This window comes from Allobosea sp. Tri-44, from assembly GCF_004123845.1.
Lineage (GTDB): Bacteria > Pseudomonadota > Alphaproteobacteria > Rhizobiales > Beijerinckiaceae > Allobosea.
Genome location: NZ_NBDP01000005.1, coordinates 196083 through 208972 on the forward strand (window position 1 = coordinate 196083; position 12890 = coordinate 208972).

The following is a 12890-nucleotide window of genomic DNA, read 5'->3' on the forward strand; positions in this document are numbered from 1 at the left end:
ACGTCGGGTGCGGGCATGGCGCCGAAGAACTGAGAAAAACCAACGCTCAAAAGGCAAGGTGGTGGGGGAAGCAGGACTCGAACCTGCGAAGGCATAGCCAGCGGATTTACAGTCCGCCCCCTTTGCCGCTCGGGACATTCCCCCGCCTTGCCGCAGGCTGACCCGAAGGCCGGCCGCAACCGCCTGTTTCACTTTTGTGAAGGGCGGCAGGCGCGGGCGGACTTATGAGGAGAGGTCAGCCGGCTGTCAACGCCAAAAAGCCATCTGGCGCGCTTTCCGGTCGACCGCTTCCGGTCGAACGAAAAGAATTCGCGCAAAATCAACAAAGTGAGCATGTTCTCATCGCAAAAGTGGTTTCCACTTTTGCGGAACATGCTCGCGACAAGCAATCGCATTGGCATCCCGCTCAGCCCTGCGGCCACATGGCGCGATGGCGCCTGCGCCAGGCGAGCGCAGCCGGGACGAAGGCCTGGAACGGCGTCGCCTGTGGTCGCTCGATCGCATCGGCGAGATCCGGCGGCGGATGAATCAGGCTGCGCACGCCATGGCGGTGCACCCAGACCGGCAGTTCCCCCTGACGGGCGAACATGGCGACGACCTGCCTGACCAGGGCGCTGCGCAGCGCCCGCGAGCCGGCGACGGGCCGTGCCACGACGCAGAAGCGGGCGAACGGATTCGGATGTTCCTCCTCGCCCTCGAGACAGAAGATCACGCCGCTGCGATCCGGCCGCGCCTCGTCCGGCATGGCATCGATGCGTCGCCACAGGCAGAACCAGGTGCGGCAGATATCCGGCCGTATCGCATGGATGCCGCAGCCCTTGCCGGTGTTATGGCGGCACATCACGCCGGCCGGCTTGCCGACCTCCGGATCGACGATGCGCAGCACTTCGCAACAGGCGACGCAGTCGCCGCAATCGCGCCCGGGCACCAGATGGTTCAGCGTCCGGCCCGAGCGCATCGTGCCGGCTTCGGGACTTTCCACCATGACACGCCTCCCGAGCGCGGTGAGGAATCTCAGCCTAGATCGTATCGCTGCCGCCCGGAAGTGACACCCGTATCGACGCCACGCGCTCCAGCACGAAGGCGGTGCGGGTCGCGACATCGGCGCGCGGCAGTTCGACCAATTCGTAGCCATGGTCGCGATAGGCTGCTGTAACGGCGTCATAGGTGCGCTCGGCTTCGGCAAAATCCTGCTTGCGCTCGGCGTCCTGCGCATAGATCTCGCGCCAGGGCGGCGCGGCAAAGACGATGCGAGCATAGCGGAAGGCGCGGGCTGCCCGATCGAGATGCTCCGGCACCTCGAGCCCGCACAGCCGCAGATAGCCGACGGTGTCGGGGATGCCGCGGTCGAAGAAGACCGCAGCCGGGCTCGCCTTGGCCTCACCCTGGGAGCGCATGTCGAAGCTCAGCATCAACTCGGCGAACAAAGCGCGGTCGCGCCAGGGCAAGGCCGGCCCGTCGATGGCGAGCTGATCGCGGATGATCGCCCGCCCCGCCTCCGGCGCAACCCGGTGACCTGCGGCTGCCAGCGCGGTAAGCAATGTCGTCTTGCCGGCGCCGGGGCCGCCGGTCACCACGAACAGGCGTTCATTCGTCTTCGTCATCGGCATAGTCTCCTTGCAATGAATCCGGTCAAAATCCCTCGTCCCGGCCTTCGGGCTGGCCAAGTCGGCCGCGCCATGGCAGGGCATGGCGTCACCTTTCCGGAGCCATGATGCCCGCCCCGTCCCGCACCCGTTTCCAGAGCCGCCAGGGCCGCCCGCATCGGGAGGGGCCGCCGCCACATCGGCCCGGCGAGATCGACGAAGCGATCCTCTACGGCGCCCATCCCGTGATCGAGGCGCTGCGCAATCCGCAGCGGCGCTTCCGCAAGCTGCTCGCCACAGAGAACGCGCTGAAGCGCCTGGTCGAGGAGATCGGCGAATTGCCGATCGAGCCGGAAATGGTCCGGCCTTCGCAGATCGACCGGCTGCTGACGCCCGACTCGGTGCATCAGGGGCTCTATCTCGTCTGCGATCCCCTGCCCTCGCCCGATCTCGACAGCCTGCCGGACGATGCGATCGTGCTGGCGCTCGACCAGATCACCGACCCGCACAATGTCGGGGCGATCCTGCGCTCGGCCGCCGCCTTCGCGGTCGCGGCCGTGATCGTCACCATCCGCCATTCGCCGGCGGCGACGGGCGTCCTGGCCAAATCGGCCTCTGGCGCGCTCGAGCACGTGCCGCTGATCGCGGTGAAGAATCTGGGCGATGCACTCGACAAGCTCGGCGAGCGCGGCTTCCTGCGGCTCGGCTTCGATTCGGAAGGGGACGTCTCGCTCGACGAGGTCACCTTGCGCCGCCCGCTCGTCCTGGTGATGGGCGCCGAGGGCAAGGGCCTGCGCCAGCGCTCGCGCGAACTTTGCGACCAGCTCGCCAGGCTCGATATGCCAGGCGCGATCAAGAGCCTCAACGTCTCGAACGCGACTGCGATCGCGCTCTACGCCGCGACCCGGCGCGGCTGAAGCTCAGCGGCGCGCCACCCGGCCGTCGCTGGCGAAACGCATCACCCGCACCACCGGGCGCCCGTTGCGCGTTTCGATCCGGTACAGCACCGGATCGGCGGCTGGCGGTCGCGGGATGCCGATCGCGACGGGCACCGACGGCTCCTTCACTGGCGGCGGCTCGCTGGCTTCCGGGAACACGATCACGGTCTGCTGGCCGCCGGGCCAGCCATAGAAGCCGGGATAGCCACCACCATAGATGCCAGCATGGCGGCGATGGGCGTGACCGGGCCGCGCCATCGGCCGCATCGGCGCAAACCGCGGAGCTGAGCCGGATATGCCGGCCGAGGGTGCTGCGCCGAAACCCGGCGCGGCCGTAGCAGGGGATGCCACGACGCAGAATCCTGCGAATGCGGCGAGCAGAGCCACTCCAGAGAGAACTCTCATGCGACCAACTCCCCTCTAACGCAGCCTGTCGGCTCGAGGCCGGCATGGTTATGGAGAGGTTAACGACTCGGAGCAGGCAAGGCGAGTCGCGACAAGATATGGAGGTGGATCGCCTCCGCCGAGCGCTCAATCCTTCGTCTTACGCCTTTCGGTGCAAGACCAAGTGCTCGGTTGAAGATTGCCGGGGTCGGCCGCATTCGTAGCCGATCAAACTTGGCTTTTCCAAGGCCTTTTGTCCTGAGTCGGCCCTCGCGCCGGCTCCAAGCGAAGAACCGCCGGACAGGCGGCACGAGGGCGCAGCAGATGGTCTGTGGCGCCGGGGGAACGAAAAACGGGAGCGCTTCATGAGCATGGCACATGCATCGGCGGCCGCAGGGCCACAACCGATGACCAGAGAGCAAAAGAAGGTCATTCTGGCCTCCTCGCTGGGCACGGTCTTCGAATGGTACGATTTCTACCTCTACGGTTCGCTCGCCGTGATGATCGGCGCGCATTTCTTCTCGGCCTTCGACCCGAATACCCGCGCGATCTTTGCGCTGCTCGCCTTCGCCGCCGGCTTCCTGGTGCGTCCGTTCGGCGCGCTGTTCTTCGGCCGGCTCGGTGACCTGATCGGCCGCAAATACACCTTCCTCGTCACCATCCTGATCATGGGCGCCTCGACCTTCCTGGTCGGCCTCCTTCCAGGCTACAACACGATCGGCTGGATCGCCCCGGTGATCCTGATCGCGCTCCGCATGCTGCAGGGCCTCGCGCTCGGCGGCGAATATGGCGGCGCGGCGGTCTATGTCGCCGAGCACGCTCCTCCGGGACGGCGCGGCTTCTACACCTCCTTCATCCAGACCACGGCGACGCTCGGCCTGCTGCTGTCGCTGATCGTCATCCTCGGCATCCGCACCACCATGGGCGAGGCAGATTTCGCCGCCTGGGGCTGGCGCATTCCGTTCCTGGCCTCGATCATCCTGCTCGGAATCTCGGTCTACATCCGGCTCCAGATGCAGGAATCGCCGGCCTTCCAGAAGATGAAGGAAGAGGGCACCGGCTCGAAGGCGCCGCTGTCGGAAGCCTTCGGCCAGTGGAAGAACGCCAAGATCGCGCTGCTGGCGCTGTTCGGGCTCACCGCCGGCCAGGCCGTCGTCTGGTACACTGGCCAGTTCTACGCCCTGTTCTTCATCCAGAGCATCCTGAAGGTCGATCTCTACACCGCCAACGTGCTGATCGCCTGGTCGCTCATCCTCGGCACCGGCGGCTTCATCGTCTTCGGTTCGCTGTCCGACAGGATCGGCCGCAAGCCGATCATCCTGGCCGGCTGCCTGATCGCGGCGCTGACCTATTTCCCGCTGTTCGGCGCGCTCACCAAGGCGGCCAATCCCGGCCTCGCCGCGGCACACGCCAACGTCAAGGTCCAGGTCGTCGCCGACCCCGCCACCTGCGGCTCGGTCTTCGATCCGGTCGGCGTGCGCACCTTCACCCAGCCTTGCGATGTCGCCCGCCGCACGCTGGCGACGCAGGCGATCGTCTACACCCAGGCCCCGGCTCCCGCCGGCACGCCTGCCAAGGTCACGGTCAACGGCAAGGACGTCGCGATCGACGCCACCTTCGCCGCCAATATCGGCAAGGAAGCGATCGCGGCCGGCTATCCGGCGCCAGGCGATGCCCGCATCGTCAAGACCGGCTTCCTCAATGCGTTGTTCGGCGCGCAGTCGCTGACCATCATCGCGATCCTGACCGTGCTCGTGATCTACGTGACCATGGTCTACGGCCCGATCGCGGCGGCGCTGGTCGAGCTCTTCCCGACCCGCATCCGCTACACCGGCATGTCGCTGCCCTACCATATCGGCAATGGCTGGTTCGGCGGCCTGCTGCCGGCGACCTCCTTCGCCATGGTGGCCGGCACCGGCGACATCTTCTACGGCCTCTGGTACCCGATCGTGATCGCGATGATGACCTTCGTCATCGGCATGCTCTTCGTGCCCGAGACCAAGGATCGCGACATCCTCACCCACGACGGCGGCTGATCCGTCAGCCAAGGTCGGCTTTGCCGGTCCTGAGGAGCCCCGCCCGAAAGGGCGGGGCTTTTTTGTTGGTGGAAGACCGGAGTACCCGATGCGGCCCTGCATCGGCACAAGCTGAAATTAACCCGCGTCAGACCAAATGGACGGTACGTTGAGCGAGCAGGGAGCACGCGATCATGCCTGAAGCCGGACGCAGGCATCGCTGACGACGATACGATGGACCTTGCAACCCTCTGGTACCTGACGCTCGGAACGCTGCTCGTCGCGGCCGCCATGACGCTTTGGGAGCGGGCAGCGCAGGCACAGCGGTCTCGCGAGCTCGGCATCTGGGCCACAGCCTACGGGGTATTCGCCCTGGGCTGCGTCCTCGCCATGAACCGGAGCCTACTTCCGGGCGTCGCCGGCCCGGCCCTCACCAATGTCGTCATGGTGTTCGGCTACACGCTGGTCCTGCAGGGAACTTTGGCACTGGACGGCAAGGCGCTGCGCCCCGCTCTCGTCGCCGGCCTGCTGACCGTCATCGGCGCAGCCTGGTTCGTCGCAGGCACGGACATGGGCAGCGTCTTCTGGAATTATGCGAGCGCGCTGCCGATTGCGATCATCTCGGCCCTGACCGCCCTCACCGTTCTTCGCAGCCGAACCGCAAGCGGCCTGCGTTCCCGCCCGATCGCAGTTGCCGTCTTCGCCTGCCACAGCCTCTTCTACGCGGCGCGGGCCTTCGTTGTGCCGGTCATCACCTCATTTTATGGCGATGGCGTGCCGCCCGTCGTCGCCAAGATCACGATGTACGAGGCCGTGCTGTTCACGGTTGCGATGCCGATGTGCCTGCTTGCGCTGGTGCGCGAGGAGGACCGGCTGCAGCTCCTCGCCAACGTGCGCACCGACTTTCTGACCGGCCTTCTCAATCGCCAGGGCTTCTTCGAGCTCGGCTCCGAGCGTCTGGATCGCAAGGGCGAGGAGATCTCGCACGCGCTGCTCGCCTTCGATCTCGATCACTTCAAGGCCATCAACGACACCTATGGGCACGACGCGGGAGACAGCGTCCTGAAGCTCTTCGCGAGCATCGCCCGCGAGGCCGCGGGTCCAGCCGCCATGAGCGCGCGGCTGGGCGGCGAGGAGTTCGCAATGCTGCTGCCGGGCATGGGCGCAGACGAAGCCCGGGATGTCGGGGAGGACATCGCCCGACGCTTTGCGGAAGCCGCGGCGCGCAGCGACGGCCTCGCCATTGCAGCCACCGTCAGCGTCGGCCTGGCCGTGGCCGATGCGGGCGGGGTCGAATTGACCGAACTACTGGCCGCCGCCGATCGCGCCCTCTACCGAGCCAAGACGCTGGGGCGCAACCGCATCGAGATCGCCAAGCCTGACGCGATCGCCGAGGCGGCCTAGCAGGACTTGTCGCCCCTGCTGTCTTTAGGGACCTGGCGGCGGCGAGCGTCACACAGGCAGGACAGTGACCGGCGTGCCCAACGCGACGCGGGCATAGAGGTGGGTGATGTCCTGGTTGATCATCCGGATGCAGCCCGAGGAGACATTGGTGCCGACGGTATAGGGCTCGGTGGTGCCGTGGATACGGTAGCCGAGATCGCGCCCTTCGCCGAAGAGATAGAGGGTGCGGGCGCCGAGCGGGCTCTTCGGCCCACCGCGGACGCCAGGGCCGCGCGGCGTCGGCTCGAGCTGGGCCCTGATCTGCGGATCGCGCTCGATCATCTCCTGCGGCGGCACCCAGTCGGGCCAGTCGCGCTTCATGTTGATCTTCGCCACCCCAGTCCAGCCGAAGCCCTCGCGGCCGACGCCGACGCCGTAACGCGTTGCGACTCCCTGCGATTCGACGAAATAGAGGTGATAGGAACCGGGATCGACGACGATCGAGCCTGGCGGCTCGGCTCGGCGGAACTCGACCGTCTGGCGCAGATAGCGCGGCTCGATGCTGGCATAGTCGATCGCCGGCACCGGAAAGCGCTCGCCCGGATATTCGATGTAGACCTGCGCATAATTCGGGCGCGCCAGCGTGCGCGTCAGGCTGCGCCCGCTCGGGGCGGCGATGTCCGGCAACGCGACGATGCTTCCGCCGCCGCAGCCGGCGAGGCCGGGAGCGATGAGCGAGAGGGAGGACATGGTAAAAGAACGACGGTTCAGCATGGGCACATCTCAGGCAAGGCTTTTGAAAAGCATCGACTTAGATGGTTACGGGCCGGTGAACGCCGCCATGTCCGGTAGGCTCGCCCTCCCCCTCAGAAGCGCATTTCGACCCTGCCCTTGAGGGCGTGGTCCCTGGAGCGTTCGCCGATGGCGGCGGAGTAGGTCAGGCCGAGCGCAGTGGCAGACGAGATGCGCCAGTCGAGGCCGGCTTCGGCGATGAGCGCCTCGCGGTCGATCTGGGCCGCGAACACGCGGGCCGGGGTGGTGCCGACCGCGAAGGCGGTGCTCGCCTGCGGCGTGAGCTCGCCGAAGCCGTGGCGCCAGCCGAGCATGGCGCGGGCGAAGAGCGGGGCGCTTCCGAGCTGCGCTTCGGCGCGCAGGCCGAGCGTGCTGAAGCCGAGCGTCTGATCCGAGGACAAGACCCGCAGCGCCGCGGCGCCACCCTGCTCGATTCCGGATTCGGTGCTGACGCGGATCAGCGCCAGCTGGGCGAAGGGTTCGAGCGCAAAGCCGCTGAAGGCGAAGCCATAGCCGAGCTCGGCGAAGGCCTGCGCCACCGCGCCCGGGCGCTGCAGGCGCAAGCTGTCACCGAAGCCGCGGATCTGGACCTGGCGGCGGATGTCGCTCTCGGACCAGCTGTAAGCCGCACCGGCATCGAGACGCAGGTTGCCGAAGCGGGCCCCGGCATAGAGCGCGGCATGGCCGCTCTCGAGCTTGCCGGTGGAGAAGCGGGCATCGAGGTCGAAGCGCGACTGGCTGTAGCCGCCGGCGACACCGACCCTGAGCGACGAGCCGGGAGTGTCGTGGAGCAGTACATCGGCGCCGAGCAGCGCGCCGCCGCTGCGGCGCGACAGGCTCGCGGCATTGCCATCGGCATCGCTGTTGCCGGCGCCGCCAAAGGCCTCGCCCCAGAGCGCGTAGCGTGGCTGCGGGACCGGCGCTGCCATCAGCACCGCGCCCTTGCGGCCGGGCAAGTCGGCGCTGTACGAGGCCGCGACCTGTCCACCGGGCGCCGTCAGCAGCGGCCCGCGCAGGCGGCCCAGGATGGTGTCGCGCACCAGCCGGCTCTCGTCGATCATGACGGAAACGGCCTGGGCATGGGCCTCGCCCGAGAGCAGGTCGAAGCCGGCGCGGGCCTCGGCCGCAGTGCCCGAGAGCAGCGTGTCGTAGACCGCGTTGCCGACGCCGAGACGCTCGGCCGCGTTGGCGATAAAGCCCTGGTTGCGCGTCGAAGCGATGTAGGGGCGCGCCGCGCCGCCGCCGGAGCTGCCGCCACCGGAGGTTCCGCCACCGCCCGAGCTCCCACCATCGGACGTGCCGCCGCCACCGGTGTTCGTGTCGCCGCCGGGGGGCGTGCCGCCGCCATCACCCGGGCCGAAGCTGGTGTCGTTGCGCGTCATGGTCAGCGTGACGTTGTTGGCATCATAGCCGAGCGAGGGCGTCAGGAAGGCGAGGTTCGAGCTGACGTTGCTGAAGCGGCCACTGACCCCGCCCGAAGCGGTCAGGATGGTGTAATTGGTCGCCGCCGCATAGTTGCCGGCTTCGGCCAGGACCTGGACCGTGCCGCCGGACAGCGTCGCAATCCCGGAGGCGACGATCCTGTCGCTCTGGCCGGCGGCGTTGACCTCGACCTGATAGGTCGAGCCCGCCGCGAAGGCGACATTGCCGGTGACATTCAGCGTCCCGATCGAGTTGCCGGGCGCGACCGTCGAGCCGCTGCTGACGCTGACCCCGCCGATCGTGCCCGAACCGCCGAGCGAACCGCCGTTGAGCGCCACGCTGCTGGCGAGCGAGCCGTTCACCACCAGCTTGCCGGCCGAAACCGTCGTTGCACCGGTATAGGTGTTGGTGCCCGATAGCGTCAGCGTGCCGGTGCCGGTCTTGGTGACGCCGCCCGTGCCGGTGATCGCCCCCGAGAAGGTGGTCGAGCTGTTGTTCGCGCCGGTGATCAGCGAAGCGCTGCCCAGCGTGACCGTGCCGGCGCCGGCGAGCGAGGCGATCGTCTGGTTGAAGCCGGCGAGATCGAGCCGCGCACCTGAGGCTACCGTGAAGGCCGAGTTCGCCGAGAACGCGCCCGCCCGCCCGGCCCGCAGCGTTCCGCCTGAAACCGTCGTCGTGCCGAAATAGCTCTGCGTGCCCTTGAGCAGGAGCGTGCCGGCGCCGGCCTTGGAGAACGAGCCGGTGCCCGCGAGCGACTGGTTCACCGTGAAGCTGTTGGCCGCGTCCGCGATGTCGAAGCCGCCGCCCGCCGCGCCGAAGACGACCGCGCGCGTCAGCTCGTGCAGCGTCGTGCCGGTCACCTGCAGCATGCCGCCGTCCAGGGTCAGCGCGCCGGCGAAGGCGCCGAGATTGACCTCCCGGTCGATGCTGATCGCCCCGTCGGCGATCGTCGTGCCGCCGGAATAGGTGTTCTCCTGCGTCAGCGTCAGCGTGCCGCTGCCGACCTTCCTGATGCTGCCGGCGTCGTAGATCATGCCGCTGAAGGTGGTTGAGGCGTTGGTCGCGCCGGTCTCCAGCGTCGAGCCGCTCTCGATCCGGAGCTGGCCGGCACCGGCGATCGAGCCGGCTGTCACCGTGCCGAGCGTGTCGTTGACATTGAGCAACGCGCCCGCCGCGACGGTGTAGTCGGACGCCGCCGACAGCGCGCCGGCGCCATTGATGTAGAGCGTCCCGGCCGACACCGTGGTCGCGCCCGAATAGGTGCTCGTGCCTGACAGGGTGAGCTGGCCAGTGCCGCTCTTGGTCAGGCCACCGGCGCCCGAGATCGTGCCGCTATGCATGAAGAGCTGTCCGCTCGCGACCTCGATCCCGCCGCCGGCGCTGCCCAGCGTCACCGTGCGCGAGGAGGCGAAGTTGCCGGCCACCAGCAGCGTGCCGCCATCCAGTGTCAGCCTGCCCGAGGCGTCGCCGAGATTGACGTCCGACGAGACCGAGAGCTTGCCGCCGGACACCGTCGTCCCGCCGCTATAGGTGTTGTTCCCGGTCAGCGTCAGCGTGCCGGTGCCGACCTTCCGCAAGCTGCCGCCGTCGGAAATCACCCCGCTGAAAATGGTCGAGGCGTTGGTCGCGCCGGTCTCGAGCGTCGAGCCCTGCTCGATCCGGACCTGGCCAGCACCTGCGATCGAGCCGGCCGTAACCGTGCCGACGCCATCATTGACATTGAGCAGCGCACCGGCGGCGATTGTGTAATCGGACGCGGCCGACAGCGCGCCGGCGCCATTGATGTAGAGCGTGCCGTCCGACACCAGGGTCGCGCCGGAATAGCTGCTGGTGCCCGAGAGCATGAGCATGCCGGCGCCGGTCTTGGTCAACCCGCCAGCACCCGAGATCGTGCCGCTGAAGGCCTGATTGCTCGCCACCTCGATCGTACCACCAGAACTGCCCAGGGTCACCGCGCGCGCCGTAGCGAAGCCGCTGGCGACCAGCGTGCCGCCATCCAGCGTCAAGCCGCCCGAAGCAGCGCCGAGATTGCCGTCGGACGAGACCGAGAGCCTGCCGCCCGTGACGGTCGTTCCGCCTGTATAGGTGTTGTTGTTGGTGAGCACGAGCTCGCCGGCCCCCGATTTGGTCAGGCTGCCGGAACCGGCGATCACGCCGCCCTGCGTGAAGCTCTGGCCGGAAGCGACCTCGATCGTGCCGCCGACAGTCAATGCCATCGTCCGGGTCGAGACGAAGCTGCCGGTGACGAGCAGCGTGCCGCCGTCGAAGGTCAGCCCGCTCGAGCTCGCGCCGAGATTGTTGTCGGCCGAGATCGAGAGAGTCCCGGCATTGAGCGTCGTCCCGTCGGTGTAGCTGCTCGCCCCGGTGAGCTCCAGCGTGCCGGCGCCGAGCTTGATGACGCTGCCGCTGCCGGATATCTGCCCGCCGAAACTGACCGCGTCGCTGCGGTTGAAGATCAGTTGCGCATCGTTGACGATATTGCCGGCGATCGAGCCGACCGTACCGCCATCGCCGATCTGCAGCGTTCCAGCGGAAATCGTCGTCCCGCCGGTGTATGTATTGGTGCCGGTCAGCGTCAGCATGCCGGTGCCGGTCTTGGTCAGGCTACCGACGCCGGAGGCGTCGCCGCTCATGGTGAAGCTCTGGCCGGAAACGACCTCGACCGTGCCTGCGCCAAGGAGGATGACGGTTCGCGCCGTCGAGAAGCTGGCCGTCACCTGCAGGGTGCCGCCATCGAAGGTGAGCCCGCCCGATGCCGCGCCGAGATTGGCGTCCGACGAAACCGCGAGCTTGCCCGCGGTGAAAGTCGTGCCACCGGTGTAGGTGTTGCTGCCGGTCAAGGTCAGCGTGCCCGAGCCCTCCTTGATCACGCTGCCCCCGCCGCTGATCACGCTGCTGATCGTGGCGTCGATCGTCTGGTCGAAGGTCAGGGTGCCGGTGTCGATGACGATGCCGCCATTGATGCTGGCAGTGACGCTGCCGATGGTCAGCCTGTTGCTGCCGGCGGTGAAATGGATCGCTGCGGCGCGCGTTACGCCGTCGCCCGAGAGGCCGCCCTCGATCGTGCCGTTATTGGTGATGATCAGGTCGGCGCCGATGATGGCCTCGCCGCCGGCAGCGCCAGCGCCGTTCGCCTCTTCGCCTGGATTAGGGGTACGACCAAAAGACGTCGGCAAATTCGAGCCGCCGCGCCCGCCATCGCCCCCGCGGATCGTGCCGTTGACGGTCAGCGTCGTCGTCGCGCCGCCATTGGTGAAGACCAGGCCGGCGCCGCCGACGCCGGCGGCGCCGGCGGCGCCAGTGCCGTCCGACACATACGAGCCGCCATGGCCACCAGTTCCGCCCTGGACCGTGCCGTCGATGGTCAGGGTCTGTGCCGCGCTGCCATCGGTCAAGAGCAGGCCTATGCCGCCGGAGCCGCCAGAGCCGCCGAAACCATAAAAGCTACCACCGCCATGGCCGCCATTGCCGCCAGTGTTCGTGCCGGCAATCGTCCCCGTGGTGCCCGCGCCTGTGACCACGGCGCCATAGCCACCGGCGCCGCCGCCGCCGCCGGAATAATGATTGCCGGAAGTGCCATTGCCGCCGTCGCTGCCGGTGCTGGGGCCGGTCGGCAGGGGCGCGCCGACGCTACCATGCACACCGCCATCGCCGCCTCGGCCTTCGCTGGGGTTGCCATCGCCGGCGAGCCCGCCAGCTCCGCCGGTGACAGCGCCGGCGCCACCGCCGCCACCGCCCGCGTTGCCTCCTGGGACTGTTTGGCCCCTGACGCCCGCACCACCGGCACCCGTCGGGTTGTCGACGCCGCCCGCGCCACCGGAGCCGGGTTGCGCGCTGCTTCGGTCACCGCCGCGCCCGCCATTGGCGAGCGCCTGGCCGGCGAACAACAGCAGCACAAGTGCTGTGCCTGCGAGCAGGCGCGAGGCGAGTCGCGTGCGAGATGTCCCGCTGTTCGCAGGAGTGATGACGGATATCATAAGAGTGCCCAACCCAACCGTAGCGGCAGGCTTAGGCGGGCGCGGGCAGGAGGCAATGAACAGCCGTTCACACCTCGCCAAATCGATACGGTGTGGCAGATTTGCAGCTGCCTGCGACACAAGCCGGCGAGTCGGACGAGATGCCCACGCCTGAAAAGCCGCGGCGAACATCGTCGTCACAGAGGCGCCGGCGACCGTGACGCCGCCGGCCAGCCCGCCGACCGATCTTGCCCTCGTCGCACCGGCCTGATACCGCAGCGCTCAGGGCCGGCGTAGCACAGCGGTAGTGCAGCGGTTTTGTAAACCGAAGGTCGGGAGTTCGATCCTCTCCGCCGGCACCACTCGACTTTGCGGCCTGTCGCTTGCAAGCCAAGCTGCCGCAATGACGGAGAC

8 protein-coding genes and 2 tRNA genes are annotated in these 12890 nt (G+C 68.0%); 4 read left to right on the forward strand and 6 right to left on the reverse strand.

Annotated features, from left to right (window positions below; genetic code table 11):
* Window positions 1-59 precede the first annotated feature (59 nt).
* The 3 genes from B6S44_RS05550 to B6S44_RS05565 form a co-directional block, all read right to left on the reverse strand.
* A tRNA-Tyr gene (locus B6S44_RS05550) sits at window positions 60-144 on the reverse strand.
* Window positions 145-406: 262 nt separating this feature from the next.
* Window positions 407-985, reverse strand: a complete 579-nt coding sequence (locus B6S44_RS29260; RefSeq protein WP_164985731.1) for a YkgJ family cysteine cluster protein — start codon at window positions 983-985, stop codon at window positions 407-409.
* A 34-nt stretch (window positions 986-1019) separates the two neighbouring features.
* Complete coding sequence (locus B6S44_RS05565; RefSeq protein WP_206735082.1) at window positions 1020-1604, reverse strand: AAA family ATPase; 585 nt, start codon at window positions 1602-1604, stop codon at window positions 1020-1022.
* A gap of 107 nt (window positions 1605-1711) precedes the next feature.
* On the opposite strand from B6S44_RS05565, the gene rlmB reads away from it, so the two are divergent.
* Window positions 1712-2503: a 23S rRNA (guanosine(2251)-2'-O)-methyltransferase RlmB gene (gene rlmB, locus B6S44_RS05570; RefSeq protein ID WP_129155776.1), complete on the forward strand. Its 792-nt coding sequence runs from the start codon at window positions 1712-1714 to the stop codon at window positions 2501-2503.
* A 3-nt stretch (window positions 2504-2506) separates the two neighbouring features.
* On the opposite strand, the gene B6S44_RS05575 is transcribed toward rlmB, so the two are convergent.
* Entirely contained in the window at window positions 2507-2875 is a 369-nt protein-coding gene (locus tag B6S44_RS05575; RefSeq protein WP_129155777.1) for a hypothetical protein, read from the reverse strand.
* Between the two features lie 440 nt (window positions 2876-3315).
* Here B6S44_RS05575 and B6S44_RS05580 point away from each other — a divergent pair, with 440 nt between their 5' ends.
* On the forward strand, window positions 3316-4944 hold the full coding sequence (locus tag B6S44_RS05580) for an MFS transporter (protein WP_129155778.1): 1629 nt from the start codon (window positions 3316-3318) through the stop codon (window positions 4942-4944).
* A 213-nt stretch (window positions 4945-5157) separates the two neighbouring features.
* Window positions 5158-6327, forward strand: a complete 1170-nt coding sequence (locus B6S44_RS05585) for a GGDEF domain-containing protein (protein ID WP_129155779.1) — start codon at window positions 5158-5160, stop codon at window positions 6325-6327.
* A 48-nt stretch (window positions 6328-6375) separates the two neighbouring features.
* On the opposite strand, the gene B6S44_RS05590 is transcribed toward B6S44_RS05585, so the two are convergent.
* Entirely contained in the window at window positions 6376-7080 is a 705-nt protein-coding gene (locus B6S44_RS05590; protein WP_129155780.1) for a L,D-transpeptidase, read from the reverse strand.
* Window positions 7081-7172: 92 nt separating this feature from the next.
* Entirely contained in the window at window positions 7173-12416 is a 5244-nt protein-coding gene (locus tag B6S44_RS05595) for an autotransporter-associated beta strand repeat-containing protein (RefSeq protein ID WP_129155781.1), read from the reverse strand.
* Between the two features lie 347 nt (window positions 12417-12763).
* Between B6S44_RS05595 and B6S44_RS05600 the strand changes: the two genes are divergently transcribed.
* A tRNA-Thr gene (locus tag B6S44_RS05600) sits at window positions 12764-12838 on the forward strand.
* Window positions 12839-12890: the final 52 nt, after the last annotated feature.